Genomic DNA, 25,340 nt, shown 5'->3' with positions numbered 1-25,340 from the left:
GCTTAATATGGATTCATTATTTTTACAAGTGCGAAAATAGCGAATCCAATTGTATTTACTCTATCTCTTCGTATTTATAAAACCGATGACCTTTTAAAGGTCTTGCTACCGGAGTTGTTTATGTTGAAATAGTTTGTGTAGGGTAATTATCATTGGTGGTGTCATAGGTAAAATCTATAAATTACACAATTCTATATCGTTTGTCAAATTAACATGATTTGTTATAAGCAAGTTTGCAGTTTCTTATGTCTCCAAGGTGTAGAATTAAAACGTCATCAAATGATACATTATTAAGGCATTAATTGGATTTGACAAGGATCGGATGTCCTTGTTTCTGACATTGGAGTTCAATTTTTGTATCGAGTATGAAATTAAAATTACGGTTTGTCTTTTTATTAATTGCAACGTTTAACCCTAAATAATCTACGATAAGAAATTATGAATTGTATCTAACCTAATAATTGAGTATACTCGCAGATACCTAATTGTGAGTTACGAAATATGAAAGCAATTATAATTGATGATGAGCAAGATGCCATATCAGGTTTAATAAAACTAATTACAGATTTTGTTGATACTAACGTTATAGTTGTTGGTGCTGCCTACAATTTAGATGAAGGTATTGACTTAATAAAGGAAAAAAAACCTGACCTAGTGTTTCTCGACATTGAAATGCCGAAGAAAAATGGGCTTAAAATATATGATACCTTTTCGAATCCTGATTTCCATATAGTTTTCACGACTGCATACTCGGAATATGCTATTGATGCAATGAAGAAAAATGCAGCGGATTATTTGTTGAAACCTGTGAATTTTATGGAACTGTCAGAGGCAATTGAGAAGGTCAGGAAAAATATTGAAGAAAAACAAACAAGATTGAACCTCGAAAAACACCTAAATGCCGTTAGTCCGGCTTCGTACCATGGAAAAAATATCATGTTCCCAGTAAGTGATGGGTTCGAAATGGAGAATTCTCGTAATATAGAATACTGTTATGCTGAACAAGCATATTCGGTAGCGGTAATGTATTCTGGGAGGAAAATAACCATCAGCAAGCCATTAAAAGACCTTGAGTTGTTGCTGCCGGGAAATCAATTTTACAGGACTCACAAGTCTTACTTGATCAATATTCATTATATCCAGAAGTTTACCAAGGGTAAACAAAGTTATGTTATTTTAAGAAGCGGTGAGAAAATTCCGGTCGCTGTAAGGAATGTTTCTGCCTTCGCAAAGGATATTCAAAAGTTGATTAGCGGATGAGGTGGATATTTTTCTTCATAACAATTTCGTTGTCGATTTCTCTATTGGCACAATATAAGCCTTACCTTCGATTTACGGAAGCAGATGGGTTGGCGGACAACGCTGTTCAAGACCTCGTTATTGATAAGGAAGGATATTTGTGGATAGCGACCAATAATGGGGTATCTAAATATGATGGGGAAAAGTTTGTCAACTTTCAGAAAAGGAATGGGTTATTGGGCAATTATGCTTGGGCGTTGGCAGTTGATGATGATAACAATATGTGGGTAGGTTGTTATAAAGAGGGACTTAACTTGATTAGGAATGATTCTGTGGTTGCATCATATACCATGGAAATGGAAAAATACAATAACTCTATTCGAAAGCTTCATTATTCAACAAAGCATCAAACGCTATTTGTTGGGACAGATGACGGATTGTTCTTTTTTAAGGATTCTGTATTCAGACGAATTGACTCCCCTCGCACGGGCAATAGGAAATGTTCTGTCTTAGCTATTGAAGAAGAACATGCCAGATTGTTCTTTTCGGTTCATAACAGTGGGGGTGGTATGTATGAAGTGGTTAAAGATTCATGTAAGGAGTTTTTATATCACACTATACAGCAACTCAAATATTCAAAAATTGGCATTGAAATAATTGGTGACTCTATTTTTTGTAATGAACATACAAATATATATAAATGGCGCATTAATGATGTTCATTCAGATACAAGTGTTATAAATCCGTCATCAACTTTTTTAACATGGGATATGGCAAAAGACGATAATAACCTTTTGCTGGCGGGATGGGGAGAACATGATTTATATTCAGGAGGTATTAAAAAATACAACCTCAACACAGGAAGATTACAAGAATTGCCTTATGAGATTAAAGGTCATTCTTTTATGTCTATTTTACATGATAAGGTTACCAACATAACTTGGGCAGGAGGAGATGGTCTTTACGCTTTTCCCAGGAGTACCTTTAACTATCAGGAAATATCTCAACAGAGCAACGTAACCGATGTTTCCGAAATTGATGCAACCAAATACCTGATTTCTGATAATTACATTTACAAGGAATATAACAGTGGGTTTAAGGAAGAACATTCGATTGCTAAAATCGAGAAAATAATTTTGGAGAAGATAAATCAAATTAGGAAAACCAAAAATCTTGAAGAGTATTTTAGAATTATCAACCCTTCCTATAAACTAAAGTTTTTAAAGTTTATAGCAACGAATGATAAACACTACCTTATGACCAACAAAGGTTCGTTATCATTTCCCGATTTCAAAGAATATTTTCCTTTTGAATCTGGTAAATTTTCTATATTAAAAGATAAAGCTTATGCTATAGGAGATTATAAATCCATAAGGTGTTTTTTAAATTTTCAGGATTCTATTTGTTTCGCTGATTTAGAGGGTGTAGCAGCAAAAATAGGAGATGTGGTTAAGATAGTAGAAAAAGGAGATACCTTATTATTTCCATCACACTTCCATGGAATGTTTGCTTTGGTCAATAATCAAGGTTTCGAATTGAATAGCACCAATGGATTTGATGATATTATTACAGATATGGATATTTCACCTGATGGAGAAATATGGTCTACCTCTGTGGACGGTAACTTATTTAATGTTGGGTTTGAGGATTCGTTGTTTGTGAAGAGTAGGTTTAATAACCAGAATGGTTTGATGGGGACTAAGTTTAACTGGTTGAAGTTTCACAAAGATTATTTGTATTTAGGGACAAACAAGGGATTGAATATTGTTCCGGTACGACAGTTGAGTAACAATGGTGAGAGATTAATGCCATTCTTCTACAATAAGCACAATGGTTACAGTTATATTCTATCAAAGAAGCCACAGGTTGATTCAAAAGGTAATTTGTATGTGTTTGATGATGAGAGATTGATTTACATTGATGATCCCAAGAACATTTCAATAGAACCCTTAATAATCAGAACTGATATTCTTGTAAACGGAGATGGGGTAGCTTCTTTAAATGGAGCATCCTTGTCACATTCTCGGAACAACATTCGAGTTAGTTTTAAATGTATTAAGTTTCCTAGTACCAGGAATTTAAAGTATCAATATCGAATTAATGGTAATGAATGGCATAGAGGTAATGAAATTAGGTTGGAATCGTTGAAGTCTGGAAAATACGCTATTGACATAAAGGTGAATAATATGGAGGATGGCTCAATTACACAAGAGAGCATTCAGTTTAAGATAAGAAAGGCATTTTGGCAGCGATGGTGGTTTTATGTGTTGGTTATTCTAACTGTTGGTTTCGCTTTATATTATTTCATTAACAAGCGCATAAATTGTATAAAAAGAGATGCGGAGGAACGCCAAAACCTGAACCATCAACTAAATGAAATTCGGATTCGGAGTTTACAAGGGCAATTGAATCCCCATTTTATTTTTAATGCGTTAAACTCTGTTCAATATTTTATTTTGATGGAAAATGTTGAGGAAGCCTTAACTTATCTAGGCAATCTATCTGGGGTTATCAGGCAGAACTTAAGTAATTTAGGTGAGGAGTTCATTAAATTGGATGATGAGGTGAAATTTATTGGGCAATATCTGGAACTGGAGAAACTGCGCTTTAAAGATAGACTTACCTATCAAATCAGGAATAATTTCCAATCCGAAGGGATTAAAATTCCACCCATGCTAATTCAACCCTTTGTTGAAAATGCCATCAAACATGGTCTATTGCAAAAGGATGGAGTTGGCAAAGTTCAAATAGAAATTGATGAAAAGGACGCGAATATGCTCATCATAATTACGGATAACGGAATTGGAAGGGAAAAAGCGAGAGAAAATAATACAGGCCACAATGAGGGCAATGGCAAAGCCACTAATATTACCCAAAAACGATTAGAGCTCTTAAACCAGAAATTTAAAACGAATAATTTCTGTATGGAAATAACAGACCTGAAAGATGCAAGCAACAATCCGACAGGGACAAAGGTTATAATTACCCTGGATAAGGTTCTCAATTGATACGTTAATTCTTTTTTAAGAAACTCCAACACAATTTATTTTAACCCGCCATATGCATTAGAAATTCTATTACACATTAAAATTACTTTAAAACAAGACACTTCGTTACATCACTTCAACTCACCAGAACGATGCTCCCGAAAGTAATCGGGACAAGTTTATGCCTCGTTTCAGTAATGCTTTGTTTTATTGTACTTGCAATGCTCATGACGAACCTCCAGTACATAATCCGGGTTTAATGGGACTGAGTATGCTAACTTACGGGAGCCCGGTTCTAACTTAGGATGTCGCGACCCGTCAGGGTACATAGGTACACGTAAGGTGTGGACTGATGCAGATAATTATTTTATGGGCAAAATTGATGATATTAAAATCTACAACAGACCATTGTCTACAGATGAGATAAGTGAGTTGTATAGGAACTATGGTGTAACAACAGATAACACTAGTATTGGTGAAAATATAGAATTTACTGTTTATCCAAACCCAACTTCCGGGATAATAAACATAGACTTTGATGGATTGTCCCCGAAGATTGTAAAAGTTTATAATTTTATAGGAAACCTATTGTATTCTGAGGAGCATTCCGAATCAAGGACATTAAACTTGAATGATATCGGCGAATCCGGAATTTATTTAATTCAAGTAATTGATACTGTAACGAGTGCTTCACAGATTAATAAGGTTATTCTAAAATAGCCATTGGGAATCAGTTGTTAAAGCCAGTGGATTAATTTTCACTGGCTTGTTTTTTTAGAAGAAATTTTTGTTGTTGCACAAGCTCTTGTCTTGCCAGTCAGACGGCCATTTCAATGATTTTTTTTGATGCTAATTGATGCATTCAAAACTCATGGCTCTTCACTTGCGCATAACGCATCCTGCAAATGGTTTATTGCTCGCTGAGGACCAATTAAATGCATCCGCATACAAAACCATCAGCCAGGGAGTCAAGTGTTTCTTGTTCCTTGGCTTTTTCCAGGTCGGTACCCTTGCATTGATAACAAACGGGCAGGTTGGTTGCTTTGTTCTTGAACTCTACCTTTTCCAATTCTTTTCCGCAGACAAAACATTTCTTGGAGAAATCGCTCTTCATGGTGATATGCTGATAAATTGTTGCAAAAGTAATTAAACGTTTCGATATTCATATACGCTATGTTTGTTCAAAACATATTCTATAAAAATCTTAAAGAAAGATGTGCGATTGGCCATAAGAATTTTAACTTATGGTATTAAATTTGATACTTAATTAAGTAATTTAGTAATTAAATAGTTATGGTAAGGTTATTGAAAATATTATTGGTGATCGTACTGGTGGCTTGGACTACCATGTTATGGGGGCAAGGTGTCGATCGTAAAAAAACGGAAAAGCGATTGCAAAAGCTGGAAGCTTTTGAAGAATTGGTGGTTATGGTGAAAGAGAAGCCTATTGAGTTTGTGGCAGATTGGGCATATCCATTGGGCTATTCAAATGTTGACCTGATCACAAATCCCAATCACCTTCGGTTAAGAAACGATAGTGTTTATATGCATATGCCTTATTTTGGCAGAGCATTCCAGGTGACGCCGGGCGAAAGAGGTGGCTTTTATGCAGAAGAAAATATCCGGGATAAGAAGATGAAGGTCAACGAGCGGAAAAGAAGAATTAGAATTGAATTTATGGTCAATGGGGAAAACGACCGTTATCAATGTTTCATAGAAATAATGGGCAAGGAAAGTGCAACCTTAAGCATTTCGAGCAATAACCGCAGCAGTATTTCGTATAGCGGTGATATTCGGGAATGGAAAGAAAACGAGAATTGATATGGATTGAAATAAATGAAAACGGGTATTACTCTATCACCATCTTTTGAGTCAGCTCGTAGGCCACTTCCTTTCCCCTTAGCATACTAACAAGCTGTAAGGCAAACTTCATAGCGGCTCCAACCCCTTTGGCCGTTATAATATTGTCAGCAACTTCTAATGGTGAACCGGTATGTTTAGCTTCAATAAGTTGATTTTCAAAACCGGGATAGCAAGTTGCATTTTTACCTTTCAACAAGCCCTTCTCGCCTAAAACAAGGGGTGCTGCGCATATAGCACCAATCAATTTTCCCCGGTTGGAAAAATCAACCAATAATTCCTTTAAAGCTTCATGTTCGTTCAGATTTAAAGTTCCGGGCATTCCCCCTGGCAATACCAATAAATCGGCATCCGTAAAATTACTCTCGGTAAAGATCCGATCTGCAATAATTATTATATTATGTGCTCCTGTCACTTCTTTTTTGTCCGAGATGGAAACAGTGGTTACATCAATTTCAGCTCTTCGTAATACATCGATGGGTGTTATGGCCTCAATTTCTTCAAATCCTTCAGCTAGAAAAATATATACTTTCTTCATTTTTGTCTATTTAAAAGGAAATTAATCTAACATCAAAATTAAGCATAGAAGTTGAGAAGTTCAAAACAAAGCCAACGGAATTCAAACAATTCTCATTCCTAAGAGTTTAAACATAGGTATTCCATGGTTTCAATGTTAAGTTTTGCTTGTTCGTTTTAAAATATGATGGTGACATACGGAAAATGTATATATTTGACAGCTAATTAACGCATTAACATAATAACGGCAAGTGAATGGGTTTAGCCAGCATTGCATCATACATCTCATTTAACTATCGTCATGTATTTACATTCCGCTTAGGGAGATACCTTATAATTTTTTCACATAAGTGATATAATATGTTTTTACAACAGGGAGAGAAAACCGCTCTGGTAAAGTCTGGACGAACGGTTACATATAACGAGTTAGGGAAGAAGGTACAATTATATTCTTCCTTATATAGGGCAACGATAACCCATAAGGTAGGTATCTTCTCTGAGAATCGCGAAGGGTGGGTTTATAGTTTTTATTCGGCTTGGAACAATGACGCTATTGTGGTTCCGGTTGATTTTATGAGCACGGTTAATGAAGTGGCCTACATTTTAAATGATTGTAAACCGGAGGTGGTGTTTGTTTCGAAGGGAAAACTGGATGATTTGCAAGCCGCTACCAAGCAGTTGGATTATTCGCCCAAAGTGTTTGTAATTGATGATTATGAAGAATCCAATGCGGACGGTTTTTCCGAATTTCCAATCCTGGAATTTAAAGATGAAAAAACTGCGGTAATCATATATACTTCAGGTACCACAGGAACGCCTAAAGGGGTTATGCTTTCATACGCAAATCTCCTGGCTAATATGCAGGCAGTATCCAAAGATGTTAATATTTATCAGGCGGATGACAGGGTTCTGATGTTGCTGCCGTTGCATCATATTTTTGGACTTGTTGGAAATATGATATTACCCATGCACATGGGAGCGATGGCGGCAATTCCCCCATCCATGGCTTCTGAGGACATTATAAAAACATTACAAGACAATAGAATTACGCTTTTACTTGGGGTTCCTAGATTGTTTTCGGCTATACATAAGGGGATTAAAGATAAAATTAACAAGAGTAAAGTAGCCGGGACTTTGTTTGCATTAGCAGAGAAAATAAATTCGCGAGCGTTTTCTAAATTTGTTTTTGGTGCTGCCCATAAAAAGTTTGGGGGTTGTATTCGCTTTATGATTTGTGGAGGAGCTGCGCTTGATCAAGCCGTAGGGAAGGACTACAAAACATTAGGGTTTAACGTGCTCGAAGGATATGGTATGACAGAAGCATCGCCCATGATTACCTTTACCCGTCCGGGACATATTAAAGTAGGTTCTCCCGGTTTCGTTTTACCCAAATGTGAAGTGCAAATACGTGACGGAGAAATTGTGGCCAAAGGCGAAAACATAATGAAAGGATATTATAACCGACCGGAGGAAACAGCTGAGGTAATGAAAGATGGATGGCTGTATACCGGTGATTTAGGGCACTTTGACAAAGAAGGTTTTTTGCATATCACCGGCCGTAAAAAGGAGATCCTGATTCTATCGAACGGTAAAAACATTAATCCGGTTGAGATTGAAATGAAACTGGAACATTATGCTGCTTATGTTGAGGAATTAGGGGTGTACCAATCGGGCGATCAGTTTAAAGCCATTGTTGTGCCATCCAACGAATTAAAAACACGGTTTTCGGATGCGCATGAATTACACCAGCAGATTAAATGGAAGGTTTTTGATGAGTATAATAAGAGTTGTTCATCCTATAAAAAAGTAACAGATTTTACGGTTTTTGATGGAGAGTTACCCAGAACCCGATTGGGTAAAATCCGACGCTTCAAACTGGCTGATTTAGAAAAGGTAGAAGAAATAGAAGAAATAGCGGAAGTAAAGATAGAAAGCCGGGAGTTCAATATTATATCAGAATACCTGACTCAGGAAAAGGGTAAAAAGGTTCTTCCTCAACACCATCTGGAGATGGATTTAGGTTTAGACTCCTTGGATAAGGTGAGTTTGCAGGTATTCTTGAAATCATCATTTGGAGTAGATGTTGACCCAAGTGAGTTAGTAAGGTTTAAAAGTGTTTTGCATCTGAGCGAATTCATTCAGGAACACCGCAGTAAAATGGAGGTGGAGAAGATTGATTGGACCCATATTCTAAAAGAAAAGGTTCATCTCTCGCTTCCAAAAACGTGGTTTACAGGCAGGACACTGGTTAAGGTGTCCAAAGCATTCTTCAGTTTATATTTCCGTCTGAAAGGAAAGGGATTAAAGAATATTCCGGATGAGCCATGCATTATTGCACCGAATCATCAAAGTTATTTCGATGGTTTGTTCGTGGCCTCCTTTTTACGGAGCAAGGTTATTAAGAATACCTATTTTTATGCCAAGGAAAAACATGTGAGCAAACGTTGGCTCAAGTTTATTGCCAACCGCCATCATGTTATTGTAATGGATTTAAACAAAGATTTGAAAGAATCCATCCAAAAACTGGGTGAGGCCTTAAAGAAAAAAAAGAACCTGATTATTTTCCCTGAGGGAACACGTACCAAGACAGGTAAAATTGGTGACTTTAAGAAGACTTTTGCCATTTTGAGCCGGGAACTGAACGTTCCTATTGTGCCAGTATCCATAAAGGGTGCGTATGATGCCTTACCTAAAGGGAGTAAATTCCCCAGGCCATTTAAAAAGGTGATAGTCGAGTTCTTAGAGCCTGTTATGCCGGGTAAAGAAACTTATGAAACTATTTCCAATGCGGTACACAATAAAATTAGCAAGAAGCTGGCGGTGAATCCTGTTAATCTAGATGAGAGCGTTCGGTGATAGGGGAAGAAAATCGATTGTATTGAAGTGAAAAAAATAGTTATGTCAGAATAAGGGAGGGATTCATATGTGGACCCCTCCTTTGTTTTGAGTTTAAACCCGCAATATGCATTAGAAATCCTGTTACGCAATTAAACTACTTCAAAACAAGGCGTTTCACAGAGTTGCTTCAACTCACCAGAACGATGCTATGCCTCGTTTCAGCAACTCCTTGTTTTATCGTATTTTAAATACTTATTACGTACCTCTAATACATAATCCGGGTTAAATTCAATGCGGTAAGAAAGTGATTCCGTGTTTTCCACATATTTGTGCTACCTTTTCAAAATCAGGCTTCCCGGGTTCAAGATTTGCCAGCTCCTCGAACATTTTTTCTATTCCTGCGGGAAAAGCACTTGTAATCATTTGAGCCATTTCAGTCCCTACTACATTCCACGCATGTGGGATGTTTTTGGGGGCAAAGGCCATGTCTCCGGCATTTAACACACTTATTTCGCCATCGACCATTATTTCAACACTCCCTTTGATAACCCTGAATATTTCGTCTTCATTGGTATGGATATGAGGCGGAATCCCAACTCCAGGTCCAACATTGTCAACCCATTCAACAATCTGGTTGTTCGTGTCGCTCCCTAATAATTTATGTGTTTGAATATCACCAATCACATTGAGAACATCTCCTTCTTCTCCTCTGATAATTTTGGGATTTAACACTTTATCCATCTTGTTTTCAACTGTGGTCATTTGACTGCTTGCTAACATTGGTGCAACAGCCAATCCTAATCCCATTCCGGTTTTCTTTAAAAAAGTCTTTCTGTCCATATTTCAAGTTTTACTTAATTAGCAATTAGATCCTTCAAATATATCGCCTTGCCATTTTCCACGTTTATTTGGGAAATGTCAGTACCTAGGGTGCCTGATACACCCCATATAAATGGCCATTGAATATCTGTACCAGTTAATTGTTTTAGCTAAGATAGAAGGAACGCGGTTAGATGTAAATGTGATAATGGGGGTAAAACCTTAGAATTTGGAAACCTTTACACTTTTCTGTACTCGGAAGGCGAGTAGCCGATATGATTTTTGCAGAAAGAGCTGAAATAATCGGGTGAGGAAAAACCTAGTTCGTAGGCAATTTCTTTGGAGGGCTTGTCGGTAAATTTCAGTGCATGGCGGGTTCGCATGACAAGTTGTTCAATAATCAAACTTTTTGCATTTACCCCCAGTACTTCGCGTATGCATTCGTTTAAATAAGTGGATGATATATTCAGTATTTTGGCATATTCATTCACCTTTTGTATTTCGGTCACATGTTTGCTCAAGAGCCTCTTGAATTTATATACCAAAGTAGCTTTACTGTTGTGGTTGTCAATGGTCGATTTGATGTTGCACTGTCCATCACAATAGATAAAAAAAGTATTTATCAATGCCAGTATGGCATCTTCCTTATGATTCAGATTTGTAGTCAATAATTCATCCAACATTTCCAAAACAGCTTGTACCCTAATTTCGATACCCGGAGCCAATTGAGTTTTGTGTATGGTATCAGAATGCAAAATCCGGGCTTCATTTATTTTCAGTTTGTTCAGGAATGGCTCGTTCAGCACGTTATCTGACAGGTACATCACGTATCCTTTGGAAGAAATGTCGTCCCCTGTTAAAATTTTCCATTGATATTTGGGATTTAGAAAGAATAAGGTGTTTGAGATGTATTCATAGAAAACCCCATCAATCAATAATCCATCTATTGTTCCGGTTATCCAAATGATCGAATAGTAATTATTCTTTGGTTTGGATATTTCGTGTTGAACAATTTTTGATATTTTGATTTCGTTGTTTATCATCCAAGATTAAGTTTATCGATTTATTCATATGTTCCAACATATGTAAGCATTTGAAAACTTGAAAACGGCTCCGTTTGTTACAAGCAATTTTAATATATGTGTAATTAAAAGCTTTTATCCTAACAACTTAACATTTGTTGTAGTAAATTGTTTTGCATGTCGGTAAGTATGTCGCTACTAAGTGTTTTCCATCTTATTATAACTTATTACAATTATTTCCCGCAATAGCGTGAAGAATGCATGTTACGCTTTAATTTTGAAAAGTAGCGAAAGGAGGAATTATTAAGGCTTATTTTATGGGTTGAATACCTAACAGGATTTTTAAACCTGTTAGGTATGGGAATTATCATTATTGCTTAATAATTATTACTTAATAAATGCAGATTGTTTATTACGAAATAAATGTTTGTCCGGAGTTTTTGCTGATCAGTTATTGAGCATCATAACTTTATGACCTTGAAGGTTTTATTTATTTTTTTATCTGCCGTGTATACCCGAATGATGTAAATTCCACGGGCAATATCTTCACCGGAAGAGTAAGTACTATCAAAGGATAGATGATGATGTCCCACAGTATAATCAAGGTATTCCTTGTGGATTAATTTACCCATGATGTTGTAAACCTCAAGATGTAATCTGGAGTGTTGATCCAGATCATAGTCAATAAACAACTCTTTTTTGAATGGATTTGGATAAATTTTCACGAAGTTTGATGTTGATGTGTTGGAACCTGTGAAAGTGGGTATGTTATCACGATTGCTGCAAACCGAACTCCACATATCATATTTGTCCTTAAATTGGAACGATATATCGTGTTCTCCAAGTGTCGAAAATGGACATGAGATAGAGGCATCCAATACAAACGGGTTACTGGTGTTATCCGGAATAGAAAATTCCTGTACCAGGTTTGGGTCGTTGTCGAACACTACCCGGTAAGCCGTTATCACGTTATCCTCATAAGGAGCCTTTTCGGTAGGTAGCTTATAGAACAAATGGCTCATCACGCTGCTGTATTTGCCATGGTCGTCTTTATAGCAACAATTGAACGCATGCATCCCGTTCTCAATATTCGATAAATCGAAGTTGGAAAGGAATATGTGGGATTGAGCCGGTCCTATTGCTTGCGTTTGTTTGTTTACTATTTCATCATCGAACCAATACTCAAAGGTGGTCAGGTGACTTGGGGTAATCGGTTCCGGGGTATCCAGCTTATAAAAAAAGTGGGTATGGATACTGCTCCATAAACTGCTGTCGCTTCTAAAGCGTGCATTAAAACTGTGCATGCCTTTTGCAAGGGTATCCAGGTTTAATACCTCCGATAAGCTAAATGTTGGGGTGGATGATGATATGTTGGCCATTTGTTTTTCGTAATCATCGATCCAATACTCACTATAATTGATGTTTTGCGGAGCCAACGGTTTTTCCGCTTTCATCCGATAGAAGAAATGTGTCATCACGGGGCTCCACCGACCATGATTGTCGATGCTACGGAAACTTAACGAGTGCATCCCATACGATAAGGTATCCAGGTTAAAAACATCCGAAAATACGAGCATATCCGAAGCCGGAACGCTGTTGATGGTGGTGACTGCCCGGTTGTTTAGCCAGTATTGATAACCTGTAATGGTATGATTTTCGGCCTGGGGCAGTGCCGGAAGCTTATAAAAAGCATGAGACAGCACGGAACTCCATCTGCCAGAATCATCCTTACACCGGTAATTAAAAAAGTGCATCCCATCCGTTAGGGATGATCCATCCAGTGTTTCTGTAAAAATAAAAGTAGGTTCGGAGGCAGTGCCGGTTATGGCTTGTTCCATATCATCATCAAGCCAGTAGGTATAACCGGTGATGTTGGTTTGTCCTTTTGCTAAACCATATAACAAAAGTACGATTAAAAGTAGAAGTTGTCTCATAACAGCTTGGTTTAGCGGTCTTGTGCACGTACGTGAACTTCTACATCAAGTGTCCCATTTTCATTAAGAGTTGATTTTATCACTCTGTAAGAGATATGAGGGTTTTCAGGGACATGCTTAAAGGGGTAGGAAGTACCATAGATGCCAATGTCGGTTCCGTCAGAACCTGCACCTTTACCAGGGCTGGTGTCTTTTAGGTGGTAGTCGCGATTAAAAATATTACTTATGCCTGAAACATTGACAAAGGTATCAACTACTCTCTGCTCCATAATATTGTTGCCGTTGTTTATATTTCCCGAGCTTGGAAAATCTTGAGTGTAGCGAAATATATTATGGTTAAAAATAGAACTTGAAATGCCAGATAAACCAGATTGACAGATATAGTTGTTTTCAAAGACGCAACCTGTCATGGATGAAAAGTTGCCTAGAAATATGCTATTGGAGAAGTATGAGTCTTCGAAACGATAAACATTTGAATGAAAAATATTTTTCCGGATAACAACAGAAGGGCAATACCCGCCATTTAAGTTAACATCAAAGACACATTCTTCAATTATTAAACTTTGTGAAGTGTTTTTAACCTCTCCGTTGTATGATAGACTAACAACACTGTTAGAATTTCTCTTAAAAAAATAGCATCTGGATATGATTAAGTTATTTACTGTTTGATTTTCAGCATTTGTTCCAAATGTTAACCAGCCATGTAATCTAATTCCTGATAAGCTTCCTTTATCGGCGCCTGATACAATACGTAAATTACCATCTAAACGGGAAGCCGCTGTTGCTGCCACTGAGTCAGGGTGGTAACCCACCCCATAAATATGTAGGGATTTGTCGATAGTTACCTCGCCGATTTCGAATAACCCTCCCGGAATATAAACCGTGTCATTGTCCACGGCATTATCCAGTGTTTCCTGGAAGGTTTCGTAATAGTTGATATGGCCTTGGGAGTGCAGGGCAATATAGGGCTGTGCGTTTAGAGTAAAAGCTGCAACTAAGGTGATAAGTGTTAAGGGTAAAGTTTTCATCTCATTATAAATGATACTTTTCAATGTATTAGATGGAACTCGCTTATAATTACTATTCCGCAAAAAATACTCTTTAAATGCTCGTTTCATGATATTAAGTTTTAGGGATTTGTATTTACTCGGGGCGCGACTCGGAGTCGCATCCCGAGCGTAATTTATTTTACCTATCCTGGGCACTTACATGCACCTCTACATCCAGGGTGCCGTCTGCCTCAAGTTTTGATTTAATGTCTTTAAAGGAGATGTGCGGGTTCTCGGGTACATATTTAAAAGGAAGGGCAGTACCAAAGATGCCAATGTCGGTGCCATCAGTACCCGCATCTTTGCCTGGGCTTGTGTCTTTTAAGTGGTAATCGTAGCTATAATTTGGACTATTATTCGGTACGTTAACGAAAGTTCCTAATCCTATGTTTACGATATTGTATTCGTTGGCATCATTGCCATGTACCGGAAAAGTATATTTATACCGAAATATATTATTGTTTAGAGTAGAATTGGTTACGCCTCCTAGTGGATTATATCCATCGTAAATGTAGTTGTTCTCAAAAATACAATTTGAAACAGATCTAAAAGTACGATGATCCCAGCTTTGATTCCATAAAAAAATATTGTTAGAGAATAAAGAATTCTCAAAATTATTAACTCTTTCGTGTAATATATTGCGGCGGATAATACTTGAAGGACAATAACCTCCGGCGATTATTCCAACAACCAGACAATCTTCTATAATCGTACCAATTGAATTGTTTCTGATACTACCATTATAGGATAGAAATAAAACAGCGTTGTGAGATCCACTATGGAGATAACATCTTGAAATTAAGTAATTGTTTACAGTTTGATTGCTTTCGTCGGTTCCAAAAAATATTTGTCCAGAGAACCGGATGCCAGATAAACTCCCATTATCTGCTCCTGAAACGATGTATAAATTTCCTTCCAATATTGATTGTGCCGTAGCAGCAACTGAGTCAGGAAACCAACCCACCCCATATATATGCAATGTTTTATCAATGGTTGCATTACCAATATCAAAACCACCACCGGGGATATAAATGGTATCATTATCTAAAGCATTATCCAGTGTTTTCTGGAAGGTTTCGTAATAGTTGATATGGCCTTGTGAATGCAGGGCAATATAAGGCTGTGCGTTTATGGAAGTTGTAACAACTATTGTTACGCTAAAAAGAAGTAGTAAATTTTTCATCGGATAAAGTTTTAGGATAAACAATACACTTAATTTATTGCGGATTGGGGGTGGCTGTCAATAGGACCAAAAGCCAGTAAATGGCAAAATGGTCGTTTGGTGCCGTTGAACGGAAAAAATAGGTGAAATTTTGGGAAAACGAACAATTTACAATGCGTAAAGTGTAAGTATATAGAGGTTTGTGTATTAGTGAATCAATTGCGACTGACAGTAATCTCTAAATTCTTTGAGGCGTATTTTTGATATGGGGAGTTGAATTGAGCTACCGTTTTTGGTAAGTATGCAGTTTTTGTTTTTGGTTTCTACTTCGCGCAAATAAAATAGATTCATTATTGTGTTTCTGTCGGTTTGGAAAAAACAATGTTTGGCAAGTATGTTCTTCAATTGTTTTAAGGATATATATCCCGATAGTATTTCTTTATCTTCTGCATCAAAATATATATTGACCTTGTTGGCATTTGTACTGTCTTTTTTGATGTAAAGTATCTCGTTGATGACAATGTTCTTGTAGCCAGTGACAACCGGGACCATAAACCGGTTGCTGCCATTGTTGGAGAAAGGGCAGGAGGTAAAAAGCTGTTTTATTTCGTTCCTGGTTCTGTCCACATGAAATTGTTTGATAATATGATTTACCCTGGCATGGGTTAACGGTTTAGGGATATATAAAATAGTTTCGTTTGCCAGCTTTTCGCGCCAACTCTTTGTGTCGTTAGATAAAATAATCAATTGAGGAAAATTAAAATTGTTAGTCAGGCAAAGTTGAAACTTATTAATTTCCTCTTTGTTTAAGTTGTCAATGTCGATGAAAAGAAGATCGACTTTGTGGATAGCTAAAATAGCAAATACACATTCCAAGCTCTTTATTTTTTTAATGACAGCAATTTCAGAATGGTTTTGGATGGACTGTTCCAGTTTGAGTGACGACCTGCTGTAGATGATGATGGCATTGATGGGTTTCATTTTGACAGAGTTAGTGATTTGGTTTGAATATCATTTGTACAAAAAACATATGTTTGTGTATGTCAAAATTAAGATACTGCAGTTGTTTTGTCAACAGACATTTTTGGGTTTAGCTTTTGAAAAACTTTTTGGATAATTCCAAAATTGTCATTAGACTTCGCCTAAATGCCAATTCGATGATCAGAATCTAAACATTACTAAAACCCGCCATATGCTTTTCTATAAGGTTTGGGTGTATGTTTTCGGGTATTGGTTATGTGGATCACTTTTCGTTAAATTATGAAGTATAGCCATCCCCACTTGTTTTTGTTGTTCAATCAGATCTATATCGAATATAATTTTCTTGCTAAGCTTGCAATCATCACGAATCCTCTGATAGGCATTCAACAAGCATCCATCGGGATCCATCCATTCCAGGTGTCCGGGTTGTATTTTTCGCTATTGATATCTTTTTCAATGGTATATTCCGGGAGTGCGCCTTTTACCCAGATTAGTATGGTCATAGCCTATATTTAAAATCCTGGCTTCCGGGATCCAATCTTTTAAGATTTTAGAATGATAAAATCAGTCGTCCGTTCAAGTACCGTTTCCGAATCCACAACTTTATCTACAAATTTTTGGTGTTCAGCTTTGTGTTCAGCAAACACTTCAAAGCTATATTTCTGAAAGAAAGCTTCTTCGGTTTCAAAATAAACAACGGTATCTTTTTTCATTTCTTTAATGAGCATGGCCATAAGCACATAATTGGTTTTTTCGCAATCATAGCATTAAAACCATTGATCATATACACAAGTTTCCTGTGGTAATGAGCAATACTATCAATATTCAACTTTAGGTCGTTTGTCCACTTTATTAGTGACCTTTTTATAATTTATAAGATTGTTTATTTAAGGATCCTGTCACTACCACTTCCCTCCAAAAGTTTTCTGGTTAAACTTTATAGATCATAGGCACAAGAAAAGCTGAAGCTAATGAGATTAAAATTTAGTCGAATATTTTTGGGTTTATGTTTATGATGCCTCAAAAAACCAATGTAAAAGTAAATGTAAAATAATGGGAGCATCCTCCTACAGCTGATCAAGTTCACTTTTCACCAAACCTTCCACTTCTGCTGTTAATTCTTTTGAATCTCTTCCTTTGGGATCTATTGCGGGTAAGGCCGTAAAAGTTAGTTTTGTTCCAAAATTTAAAGGGAAATTTCCATATTTGGTCAATTCGCTGTTTCCGTCAATCACAAATGGAACGATCAAGGCCGATGGTGATGTTTTTACAAGCGCTGCAATTCCGGGATGCTGGAATTTTTTTAGCTTTCCGGTTTTACTTCTGGTTCCTTCCGGGAAAATGCTGGCGCTGTATTTTTCTTTCTCGATATGTTTGCCCAGTTTGGCAATTTCCATCATCGATTGTCTTCCGTTCTTTCGGTCGATTAATGCGGAGCCACTGTGTCTCAGGTTGTACGAGATGCTTGGTATTCCACTGCCCAATTCTTTTTTGGAAACAAACTTGGGATGGTGTTTTCTGAACCCCCACACGATAGGCGGAATATCGAAGGTGCTTTGATGATTGGATACGATGATGAGCGGACAATCTTGAGGTAAGTTTTCAAATCCCACAAACTTGATACGGGCACCTACTATTCGCAAGCCATACAACAACAGGAAATTGAGGATGTCCACCGACTTTTTTCTTAGTGGGTAGCCTCCTATAAAATTGCAACCAACCTGAATTACATGGAAGATAAGCAGTAATACACCAAAATAAATCCAATAAATAGTGGACAAGAAATAGGATAGGATTTTCATCATACAAGTATTCTTTAATAGGGCACAAAGGAACAATAAATAGAGTAATTAATTTCTATAATGATGAACAAAATTTTACATTGCAGCTTTTAATAATAATAAAATATACAAAAATATCCCAATTGATCAGGTTCAACAAGATAAGGGTACAGCTGCAATTGACAATGGGTTTGCTGATCGTATTCACAATTGGGGCCTTAGGGATTTTCCATTTTAATACGGTAAAAAGATCCTTGCTGAATGACTACCGCGAGAAACATTTTTATACCGTACTCGAGGCTTCCAAGAGTTCCTTTCAATCTATACTTCAAAAAGCTATCGAAACGTCGGAATTATTAGCTGAGGATCCTACCATTGTATCATGGTTTAAAGGTAAGGAGAAAGATGATGATCTTAAACAGCTGGCACTTCAGCGGCTGGATTATCTTTACAAGAATTATAAATACTCTACCGTATTTGCTGTGAGTAATCTAACAAATAACTATTGGAAGGAAGGGTTTGAATTAATGGATGTTATATCGGAAGAAGATAGTGATGATTGTTGGTTTTTTGAAGGTCTGGAAAATAAAATTAAAACCACATTAAACTTTGATTACAATCGCGAACTCAACAAAACGGTATTGTTTGTAAATGTATTGATGGGCGATTTGGAAGATCCTCTTGGTATAGCCGGGGTAGGAGTGAATCCATCTGTGTTGATTGATGAATTTAATAAGCATAAAATATCAGAAAACACTATTTTATGGCTCGCAGATGAAAAGGGGAAGGTTTTAATTTCGGAACGGGTTGATCAAATAAACAAGCCTTTGCAGGATTATTTGCCTGAACAGGTTGTTCATAATATAATTGAGAATGGTAATGCATCTGTAATTTCCGAGGCCGTGATCAATAATAAAAAAGTGGAAGTTGCTTTTATGCCAATTGCAACTACCCGGTACAAGCTGGTTGTTATGGTACCTGATGAAGAACTGGTTCCGGTTTTAAGGTTGATAGAGCAGCAAACCCTGATGTTTAGTGTGGTGTTTTTATTGATAACATTGGTTGTGGTGAGCATATTATCGCGCACTATAACCTTGCCCTTACTGCGACTGAAAGTTCAGAGTGAATCTCTTGCCGAGGGAAGGCTCGATTATGAGCCGGATCCGGCATTGATTAAGAGAGTGGATGAGATAGGCGTACTGGCCAAGACATTTGATGGTATGCGAAAACAATTGAGCGAGGATATCATCGAGATGAATAAACTCAATGAACGGCTGGTTAATGAGAAAAATCATCTAAAAGAGACGAATCAACAATTGAATAAGGCGCTGGCCAGCGCTTCTGAAAGCGAGCGACTCACACAGTCTTTTCTGGCTAATATCAGTCATGAGATTCGTACTCCCATGAACAGTATTATGGGATTTTCGGAGCTAATTGAGGTTACAGAAGTTGGATCAAACGATTATAAACAATATGCAAGTCTGGTTGTCAAGAGCGGACAACAGCTTTTGTCTATTTTAGATAGCATCATTAATTTATCAAAGATCGAATCGGGTGTTTTAAAACCTAGTTGGGGAAGGATTAATATTTCAGTATTGGTAAAGGAGACCTATGAAATTTACCACGTGTTGGCTAAGAACAGAGGGTTAAAAATGGTTCTGAGTCTTGAACGGAACGAAAAGGATTTGGAGATTCATACAGATGCTATTTTACTTCAACAAGTACTAAATAACCTTATTCAAAATGCAATAAAATACACTAATGCAGGATTTGTTAAAATTGGTTGTTACGAAAAAGAAGACCAATTGATTATATACGTTGAGGATACGGGCATAGGAATGTCATTAAAGGACATGGAGTATATTTTTGAGCCTTTCAGACAAATAGATAATATACACTCCAAAAAAACGGTGGGGGCTGGCCTTGGACTGGCTATTGTGGATAAAATTGCAAAAATATTAGGTGGAACAATTGAGGTTAGTTCCCAGCCTAAAAAAGGTTCGAGGTTTACCGTGAAACTACCAAGAAGTTGAACTAAAAATAAAATTGTATTCCAGCAGACAATACATGGTAGCTTTCATCCAAAAGTTTCGTGTCAATGTCAGCCTCTAGCATAAAAGTCATATTTCTTTTTAAATCAACTTCAAAGTTTATAGGAATCCAGAGTGGAGCCTTATTTTCGCCATCCATAAAAATAATATCCATATCTAAACCAGATGTTAACCGGGCTGATTGGTTTAAGGGAATAGTAAGCAAACCTGTGAGGTCAAGTCCAAGATCGTTGTTAAAGCTGTGAAACCCTGTAGCAACGGATAAATTCCTTTTTAACGCAAATTCCAGATCGGCTCCAAGGTATGTGTTTTCGCTAAATACATTAAACCTTAAGCCTAAATCTACCCCCGATGCCAGGCCATAACCGGCTTGTATAAACAGGAAATATTCTTGAGCTCCTTCATTTACAATAACCGCCGGCATAATTCCGACATTGAATTTCTTTGTGGAAAGTGTTTGTGCAGTGCCAAATATCTGGGCATTTATGGTTATAGCCAAAAATAGAATGGCTGAGGTCAATAATAATTTTTTCATGGTGTGTGTTGATGTTAGTTTGTGTATTATATTCTGAAAATAAATATTTACAGTTAGTCAATGAGGTTGATTTTATTTATTGATCGTATTCATGATAAAATTGGCAATTGATTTATCGGAAGAAAAGAGAACGCCATGCTGGTTCATAAAAGTAGATTCGTTCGAATTTAAATCAAGTGGTTGACCTTTGAAGTCACCTGCTATTAACCCTAGTTCAGTAAAAATACATGTAGTTGCGGCAAAGTCCCAAATACTGCCTCCTCCGACTTCTTTTTTGGGGAGCTTGAAGTAACAAGAGGGACTGTTTTCCATTACCCAAATAGAATTCATCGCTGCTCCACCGTGGTTGATACACTTGAATTCAACACAACCAATGGATTGGCTATATTGTTCTAATTTTGCTTTTATTTCATCAAATTTTTTGTGTTTGGTAAAACTCCTGTCTGTGATAAACGAAAAAATTCCTGAAGAATTGTTTAGAGCTAACTTTTGGTTGTTTTTGAATGCTCCGGTTCCTTTTGTGGCATGATAAAGATTCTTTTTAACGGGATCAAAAACAACACCGATGAGTGGGTCGCCATCTTTTGAAACCAGCGCTATGGAAACGGAATAACCATCCTTGCCTTCGGTAAAAGATAAGGTTCCATCCAAGGGATCGATACACCAGAATTGATCCTTCTCGAAACGGGACTTATCGTCGGTAGCTTCTTCCGTCAACAAGCCTAGGTTGTATTTTTTTATTGTAGGGGTAAGGTGTCTTAGGATAAGCTCCTGGCTTTTTATGTCCACCTCGGTAACCACCTGCGAAGCTAAACTTGTGCCGCCGGAAACTTTATGGAGGCCGGATTCAACAGGTTTCCGGTTTACTTTTACCTCTCTGTGGGCATACGTAGAAATCAACTCGCCGGCTTCTTTTGCCGCAAGGATAGCAGTATTGCAAAGTGTATTTAAGTCTTGCTCAGATAAATTCATTGCGCACTCGGTAATAATTATTAATAGGAGGTCATAGTCGGTTTAAACGGAATACTGATTACTACTTAGGACTAACTTCTCTTACTGTGAACTGTTGTCGTAATGCGACCTCTTTTTTCAGTTCTCATCGCTTGGTGCTTAGGCCTTCCAGCACTTCTCTGGTTATTCGTTCGCTGTAACCATTGATCTTCCAGTGCCCGGGGCTCCACCCTTTCAGGAAACGGTGAAAATCGGTCCAGGCGACAGGGTATAACGCACGCCACTCATTTTCCAGTTCTTCAAAGTCAACCATTTTACCATTGTTTTTCAGCGCAATTAGCAGCTCTTTAAAATAAAAATCCAGCACCCGCTGTTCGTACTTCTCGCAATCCTCCTCATACATGCAGCTACCAATAAAGTAGGCTACGTCTTTCATTCCACAACCGCCACCCACATACTGAAAATCAACTGCTGCTACTTGTTTGCCATCTTCAGAAAAACAAAAGTTAGCCAGTTTGGCATCGCCATGTACGAATGTCAGGTACTTAGCCTCGTTTAATTTTTTATCGATAAGAGCGGCAGCTTCTTTTAGCGTTTTATCTTCCATGATTTTTAACTCATCGGGGCGGGTGTCCAAATGCCAATAGGTTCCAATTTCCCATAGTCCCTCAGGTTTTTCGTTTAAAAAAGTAGCGTGGAAATGAGCCAGCCAGCTTAAGCAAGTTTCTACCTCCTGCCACGAAACGGTTGTTAGCCTTTCACCGAAACCGGAGGCATCCAAATCTTCCATTAGCATAAAAACTTCATGGTTTTTAGATTCTATGGTATAGATTTGAGGAACCTTACAGTTGAAGTTGCACTTGCTGGCAAAGTTTTGGTACCATGCCGTTTCCACTTCATACGATTTTACCTTGCGGAGATGCGAGTAATCCGTATTCCAACCTCGGGGATGTTTTTTCTTGTTGGGCATTTTAACATGCTTCGCAACCACACTTTTCAAGTTACAGTTTTCTAATCCTATTCGTACTATGCTTCCATAGCCGCTCCAAAGGCTTTGTATTTCTTCCAGAACATGTAAGTCGCTAGCTCCAGTGGCCAGAAGTGTTATATCTTTATAATGTTGATTCATGTTTAAGTTTTGAATGCACAAAGATAATATACTAAATAGAATTGTCTTAATGTTGTGGTTACCCACCGGCAGGCGGGGAGCCATGATATTATCAAGTAAAACCATAGTAACGAAAAAAATAGTTGTCAAAACGAAAAAAATAGTTACATTTGTTTTGTCAACATTATTCATGGTACAAAAAATTAAATAATGAGCTTACAAAAAATCACAAAACGCGAGGAAGATGTGATGAAGATTCTTTGGAAAGCGGGAAAGGGCTTTGTTAAGGATTTGCTGGCAGAGCATCCAGAACCAAAACCTCATTATAATACGTTCAGTACTATAATCAGAGGCCTGGAGGATAAAGGATATGTTTCGCATAAACCTTATGGAAATACACATGAATACTATCCTGCGGTTACCAAAGAAGAATACCGTAAAACGTTTGTTAAAAACGTAGTGTCCGATTATTTTGAATCATCTTATAAAAATGTGGTTTCCTTTTTTGTTAAAGAAGAGAAACTTAATGTGGATGATTTAAAAGAACTCATAGATCTTATTGAAAAGAAAAAAGAAGAGTAATGACTGCGTTTTTTGAGTTTCAGCTTAAAGTAGGCGGCGTATTGGCACTGATGGCACTGATATATCTGTTGTTTTTATCCAGAGATACTTTGTTTCAACGAAACCGTGCCTGGTTGCTTGGTAACCTTATTGTACCATGGATGGTGCCGTTGATGGCTATGCCGGTTCAGTTAAAAGAGTTTTTCTTTGGAAAAGAGCAGTTTGTTCAAAATACCCCAATACAAGAATTTGTAATCACTAATTATGTTGTTAACCCAGGCGTTTTGCCAGCTGTCCAAGCCAAAACAATGCATTGGCAAACTGTTCAATGGGTACTATTTGCATTGGTAGCATTAGTGTTATTGATGAAGTTGGCAATAGGCTGTTTTTCTGTTTTAAAACTCAGAAACAATTCCATTAAAAGTAATTATAAAGACGTAAGACTTAGACTACTTAAAAACGTTTCCATTGTTCCCTTTTCTTTTTTCAGAACCATTTATGCACCAAAAGAAATTGAACGCCAAAAAGATTATCAATTGATTTTGGAGCATGAATCTGCACATTGTAAACAGTTACATTCTATAGATATTGTGTTAGCCGAACTGGTGTTGTTATTTCAGTGGTGGAACCCTTTTGCATGGTGGTTACGAAAGTTAATTGCTCAGAACCATGAATATTGTGTTGACAGCAGCATGCTTAAAAAAATGAATGAACCCAGTAAATACCAATACTTGTTGGTGAACTTGTTATCGGCTAATCCCTGTTTGCATTTGGTGAATAGTTTTAACGGTAGTTTTACCAAAAAAAGAATTATCATGATGAATAAAAATAAGTCAAATCATATTCTGAATAGATTAAAATTAATACCGGTATTTGTTTTGCTGTTGGCAGGCGTTTCTGCTTTTACCAATCCGGAAAAAACAGCTGTGGATAGATATAATATTCAGGACAAACCACTTAATGAAGACCCATCAAAAGTGTTTGTTAAGGTTTTTAATGATGCAGACGCTGCAATAGATTCTGTCAAACAAGTAAAAGTAAGAGTTGTTAAAACCTTAGAAGTAGATTCTTGTAAAGATGTTGAAGTAGAAAATAGTACAGACGAAGTTGTTAGTGTATATGGCTTTACTGCTTCGGATAGTATTGTGATACATGGCAATAATAAATTGGGATTACATGGCGATGTGGATTTTAAAGTCGCCAAAGCAGGTCAGCCGCCACTTGTAATTATCAATGGAGAGGAAACTACGGTTGAAGTGTTGAATCATATAGAGGCTGAAAATGTTGAGGAGGTTATTGTTATCAAAGATGATGAAGCGGAGAAGTTATATGGCGATAAGGGTAAGAACGATGTTATCATAGTGAAGAAAAAGGAGTTCAATGGAGATTCAGCCAACGTGGAAGTACAGGTTCGAAAAGCCAAAAACATTCATGCAAATCACCCTGTTGTTAAGCTTGATAAAGGGAAAATGGGCGAATCTCTTTTAGTGATTATTAACGGAGAAGAAAAAACTGTATCAGATTTGAATGGTTATGATCCTTCTTCATTTGAGAGTATTTCGGTTCTTAAAGATGCATCAGCAGTTAAGATATATGGAGAAAAAGCCAAAGATGGGGTAATGATAATTACTTTAAAAGGTGATGATGTAGAACATATCAATAAGTACAAAAAAGAAAAGTACATCATTCGTGCACATGAGAAATTGCCAATGGATAAATCTAAAAAGAATAGCCAGGTTAATGACAAGCTATTATATATGATAGATGGTAAAATAGTATCGCAAAAAGAAGTTAATATACTGGATCCTGAGAAAATAGATAAAGTAGAAGTGCTAAAGGGGGAAAAAGCAAAAGAAGAATACGGAAACAAGGCCAGGCATGGGGTTGTAAAGATTACCACTAAAAAATAATGAAACGCTCGCAAAGTCATGCTGATGTTCTCGCGA

21 protein-coding genes and 1 pseudogene are annotated in these 25,340 nt (G+C 37.1%); 9 read left to right on the top strand and 13 right to left on the bottom strand.

Going from position 1 to position 25,340, the window contains the following annotated elements; all coding sequences use genetic code 11:
* Nucleotides 1-501: 501 nt before the first annotated feature.
* The 4 genes and pseudogenes from ACRD64_RS05700 (at nucleotide 502) to ACRD64_RS05685 (ending at nucleotide 4,946) form a co-directional block, all read left to right on the top strand.
* Complete coding sequence (locus ACRD64_RS05700; RefSeq protein WP_430932263.1) at nucleotides 502-1,260, top strand: LytR/AlgR family response regulator transcription factor; 759 nt, start codon at nucleotides 502-504, stop codon at nucleotides 1,258-1,260.
* Complete coding sequence (locus ACRD64_RS05695; RefSeq protein ID WP_430932262.1) at nucleotides 1,257-4,247, top strand: sensor histidine kinase; 2,991 nt, start codon at nucleotides 1,257-1,259, stop codon at nucleotides 4,245-4,247. The genes ACRD64_RS05700 and ACRD64_RS05695 overlap by 4 nt, the downstream gene beginning before the upstream one ends.
* 249 nt (nucleotides 4,248-4,496) lie before the next feature.
* Nucleotides 4,497-4,643 (top strand): annotated as a pseudogene (locus ACRD64_RS05690) (hypothetical protein); the annotation flags it as partial.
* The gene (locus ACRD64_RS05685) at nucleotides 4,635-4,946 is read left to right on the top strand and encodes a T9SS type A sorting domain-containing protein (protein WP_430932351.1); all 312 of its coding nucleotides are present in this window, start codon (nucleotides 4,635-4,637) and stop codon (nucleotides 4,944-4,946) included. The pseudogene ACRD64_RS05690 and the gene ACRD64_RS05685, both read left to right, overlap by 9 nt.
* A 211-nt stretch (nucleotides 4,947-5,157) precedes the next feature.
* On the opposite strand, the gene ACRD64_RS05680 is transcribed toward ACRD64_RS05685, so the two are convergent.
* Complete coding sequence (locus ACRD64_RS05680) at nucleotides 5,158-5,340, bottom strand: hypothetical protein (RefSeq protein ID WP_430932261.1); 183 nt, start codon at nucleotides 5,338-5,340, stop codon at nucleotides 5,158-5,160.
* A gap of 179 nt (nucleotides 5,341-5,519) precedes the next feature.
* Between ACRD64_RS05680 and ACRD64_RS05675 the strand changes: the two genes are divergently transcribed.
* Complete coding sequence (locus ACRD64_RS05675; protein WP_430932260.1) at nucleotides 5,520-6,047, top strand: DUF4251 domain-containing protein; 528 nt, start codon at nucleotides 5,520-5,522, stop codon at nucleotides 6,045-6,047.
* Nucleotides 6,048-6,075: 28 nt separating this feature from the next.
* Here the strand turns inward: ACRD64_RS05675 and ACRD64_RS05670 are convergent, their stop codons facing one another.
* Entirely contained in the window at nucleotides 6,076-6,624 is a 549-nt protein-coding gene (locus ACRD64_RS05670) for a DJ-1 family glyoxalase III (RefSeq protein WP_430932259.1), read from the bottom strand.
* Nucleotides 6,625-6,962: 338 nt separating this feature from the next.
* Here ACRD64_RS05670 and ACRD64_RS05665 point away from each other — a divergent pair, with 338 nt between their 5' ends.
* Nucleotides 6,963-9,458 carry an AMP-binding protein gene (locus tag ACRD64_RS05665; RefSeq protein WP_430932258.1) on the top strand — a complete coding sequence of 832 codons (2,496 nt, stop codon included), beginning with the start codon at nucleotides 6,963-6,965 and terminating at the stop codon, nucleotides 9,456-9,458.
* A gap of 270 nt (nucleotides 9,459-9,728) precedes the next feature.
* Here ACRD64_RS05665 and ACRD64_RS05660 read toward each other — a convergent pair whose 3' ends face one another.
* The 8 genes from ACRD64_RS05660 to ACRD64_RS05625 all read right to left on the bottom strand — a co-directional run bounded on the left by ACRD64_RS05660 (nucleotide 9,729) and on the right by ACRD64_RS05625 (nucleotide 18,212).
* A complete protein-coding gene (locus ACRD64_RS05660) occupies nucleotides 9,729-10,280 on the bottom strand; it encodes a cupin domain-containing protein (RefSeq protein ID WP_430932257.1) in 552 nt (183 codons plus the stop codon).
* A 218-nt stretch (nucleotides 10,281-10,498) separates the two neighbouring features.
* Nucleotides 10,499-11,302, bottom strand: a complete 804-nt coding sequence (locus ACRD64_RS05655; RefSeq protein ID WP_430932256.1) for a helix-turn-helix domain-containing protein — start codon at nucleotides 11,300-11,302, stop codon at nucleotides 10,499-10,501.
* Between the two features lie 440 nt (nucleotides 11,303-11,742).
* Nucleotides 11,743-13,215 (bottom strand): T9SS type A sorting domain-containing protein, encoded by a 1,473-nt coding sequence (locus ACRD64_RS05650; protein ID WP_430932255.1) that lies wholly within the window; start codon nucleotides 13,213-13,215, stop codon nucleotides 11,743-11,745.
* Nucleotides 13,216-13,226: 11 nt separating this feature from the next.
* On the bottom strand, nucleotides 13,227-14,333 hold the full coding sequence (locus ACRD64_RS05645; protein ID WP_430932254.1) for a hypothetical protein: 1,107 nt from the start codon (nucleotides 14,331-14,333) through the stop codon (nucleotides 13,227-13,229).
* 70 nt (nucleotides 14,334-14,403) lie between these two features.
* Nucleotides 14,404-15,447 carry a hypothetical protein gene (locus ACRD64_RS05640; protein ID WP_430932253.1) on the bottom strand — a complete coding sequence of 348 codons (1,044 nt, stop codon included), beginning with the start codon at nucleotides 15,445-15,447 and terminating at the stop codon, nucleotides 14,404-14,406.
* A gap of 186 nt (nucleotides 15,448-15,633) precedes the next feature.
* Complete coding sequence (locus tag ACRD64_RS05635; protein ID WP_430932252.1) at nucleotides 15,634-16,407, bottom strand: LytR/AlgR family response regulator transcription factor; 774 nt, start codon at nucleotides 16,405-16,407, stop codon at nucleotides 15,634-15,636.
* A gap of 542 nt (nucleotides 16,408-16,949) precedes the next feature.
* Nucleotides 16,950-17,120: a hypothetical protein gene (locus tag ACRD64_RS05630; RefSeq protein WP_430932251.1), complete on the bottom strand. Its 171-nt coding sequence runs from the start codon at nucleotides 17,118-17,120 to the stop codon at nucleotides 16,950-16,952.
* Nucleotides 17,121-17,474: 354 nt separating this feature from the next.
* Complete coding sequence (locus ACRD64_RS05625) at nucleotides 17,475-18,212, bottom strand: lysophospholipid acyltransferase family protein (RefSeq protein ID WP_430932250.1); 738 nt, start codon at nucleotides 18,210-18,212, stop codon at nucleotides 17,475-17,477.
* A gap of 119 nt (nucleotides 18,213-18,331) precedes the next feature.
* On the opposite strand from ACRD64_RS05625, the gene ACRD64_RS05620 reads away from it, so the two are divergent.
* On the top strand, nucleotides 18,332-20,221 hold the full coding sequence (locus ACRD64_RS05620) for a sensor histidine kinase (RefSeq protein WP_430932249.1): 1,890 nt from the start codon (nucleotides 18,332-18,334) through the stop codon (nucleotides 20,219-20,221).
* A gap of 1 nt (nucleotide 20,222) precedes the next feature.
* Here ACRD64_RS05620 and ACRD64_RS05615 read toward each other — a convergent pair whose 3' ends face one another.
* From ACRD64_RS05615 to ACRD64_RS05605, 3 genes are all read right to left on the bottom strand, one after another.
* A complete protein-coding gene (locus tag ACRD64_RS05615) occupies nucleotides 20,223-20,774 on the bottom strand; it encodes a hypothetical protein (RefSeq protein WP_430932248.1) in 552 nt (183 codons plus the stop codon).
* 72 nt (nucleotides 20,775-20,846) lie between these two features.
* Nucleotides 20,847-21,746, bottom strand: coding sequence for a 3'(2'),5'-bisphosphate nucleotidase CysQ family protein (locus ACRD64_RS05610; protein ID WP_430932247.1), 900 nt, complete (start codon nucleotides 21,744-21,746; stop codon nucleotides 20,847-20,849).
* Between the two features lie 124 nt (nucleotides 21,747-21,870).
* Nucleotides 21,871-22,854 carry an oxidoreductase family protein gene (locus tag ACRD64_RS05605; protein WP_430932246.1) on the bottom strand — a complete coding sequence of 328 codons (984 nt, stop codon included), beginning with the start codon at nucleotides 22,852-22,854 and terminating at the stop codon, nucleotides 21,871-21,873.
* A 189-nt stretch (nucleotides 22,855-23,043) separates the two neighbouring features.
* Between ACRD64_RS05605 and ACRD64_RS05600 the strand changes: the two genes are divergently transcribed.
* Nucleotides 23,044-23,415 (top strand): BlaI/MecI/CopY family transcriptional regulator, encoded by a 372-nt coding sequence (locus ACRD64_RS05600; RefSeq protein ID WP_430932245.1) that lies wholly within the window; start codon nucleotides 23,044-23,046, stop codon nucleotides 23,413-23,415.
* On the top strand, nucleotides 23,415-25,304 hold the full coding sequence (locus ACRD64_RS05595; protein ID WP_430932244.1) for a hypothetical protein: 1,890 nt from the start codon (nucleotides 23,415-23,417) through the stop codon (nucleotides 25,302-25,304). The genes ACRD64_RS05600 and ACRD64_RS05595 overlap by 1 nt, the downstream gene beginning before the upstream one ends.
* The last annotated feature ends 36 nt before the right edge of the window (nucleotides 25,305-25,340 follow it).

The sequence above is a fragment of the Saccharicrinis sp. 156 genome (assembly GCF_050589685.1).
Taxonomy (GTDB): Bacteria; Bacteroidota; Bacteroidia; order Bacteroidales; family Marinilabiliaceae; genus Saccharicrinis.
This window is presented reverse-complemented; position numbering and strand designations above follow the sequence as displayed.

What these genes read in the sequence shown, in the direction of transcription:
- ACRD64_RS05675 (WP_430932260.1), top strand. Translation starts at nt 5,520, where the DNA reads ATGGTAAGGTTATTGAAAATATTATTGGTGATCGTACTGGTGGCTTGG.
- ACRD64_RS05700 (WP_430932263.1), top strand. Translation starts at nt 502, where the DNA reads ATGAAAGCAATTATAATTGATGATGAGCAAGATGCCATATCAGGTTTA.
- ACRD64_RS05680 (WP_430932261.1), bottom strand. Translation starts at nt 5,340, where the DNA reads ATGAAGAGCGATTTCTCCAAGAAATGTTTTGTCTGCGGAAAAGAATTG.
- ACRD64_RS05615 (WP_430932248.1), bottom strand. Translation starts at nt 20,774, where the DNA reads ATGAAAAAATTATTATTGACCTCAGCCATTCTATTTTTGGCTATAACC.
- ACRD64_RS05625 (WP_430932250.1), bottom strand. Translation starts at nt 18,212, where the DNA reads ATGATGAAAATCCTATCCTATTTCTTGTCCACTATTTATTGGATTTAT.
- ACRD64_RS05645 (WP_430932254.1), bottom strand. Translation starts at nt 14,333, where the DNA reads ATGAAACGAGCATTTAAAGAGTATTTTTTGCGGAATAGTAATTATAAG.
- ACRD64_RS05610 (WP_430932247.1), bottom strand. Translation starts at nt 21,746, where the DNA reads ATGAATTTATCTGAGCAAGACTTAAATACACTTTGCAATACTGCTATC.
- ACRD64_RS05630 (WP_430932251.1), bottom strand. Translation starts at nt 17,120, where the DNA reads ATGAAAAAAGATACCGTTGTTTATTTTGAAACCGAAGAAGCTTTCTTT.
- ACRD64_RS05605 (WP_430932246.1), bottom strand. Translation starts at nt 22,854, where the DNA reads ATGAATCAACATTATAAAGATATAACACTTCTGGCCACTGGAGCTAGC.
- ACRD64_RS05655 (WP_430932256.1), bottom strand. Translation starts at nt 11,302, where the DNA reads ATGATAAACAACGAAATCAAAATATCAAAAATTGTTCAACACGAAATA.
- ACRD64_RS05595 (WP_430932244.1), top strand. Translation starts at nt 23,415, where the DNA reads ATGACTGCGTTTTTTGAGTTTCAGCTTAAAGTAGGCGGCGTATTGGCA.
- ACRD64_RS05660 (WP_430932257.1), bottom strand. Translation starts at nt 10,280, where the DNA reads ATGGACAGAAAGACTTTTTTAAAGAAAACCGGAATGGGATTAGGATTG.
- ACRD64_RS05635 (WP_430932252.1), bottom strand. Translation starts at nt 16,407, where the DNA reads ATGAAACCCATCAATGCCATCATCATCTACAGCAGGTCGTCACTCAAA.
- ACRD64_RS05650 (WP_430932255.1), bottom strand. Translation starts at nt 13,215, where the DNA reads ATGAGACAACTTCTACTTTTAATCGTACTTTTGTTATATGGTTTAGCA.
- ACRD64_RS05695 (WP_430932262.1), top strand. Translation starts at nt 1,257, where the DNA reads ATGAGGTGGATATTTTTCTTCATAACAATTTCGTTGTCGATTTCTCTA.
- ACRD64_RS05640 (WP_430932253.1), bottom strand. Translation starts at nt 15,447, where the DNA reads ATGAAAAATTTACTACTTCTTTTTAGCGTAACAATAGTTGTTACAACT.
- ACRD64_RS05670 (WP_430932259.1), bottom strand. Translation starts at nt 6,624, where the DNA reads ATGAAGAAAGTATATATTTTTCTAGCTGAAGGATTTGAAGAAATTGAG.
- ACRD64_RS05600 (WP_430932245.1), top strand. Translation starts at nt 23,044, where the DNA reads ATGAGCTTACAAAAAATCACAAAACGCGAGGAAGATGTGATGAAGATT.
- ACRD64_RS05665 (WP_430932258.1), top strand. Translation starts at nt 6,963, where the DNA reads ATGTTTTTACAACAGGGAGAGAAAACCGCTCTGGTAAAGTCTGGACGA.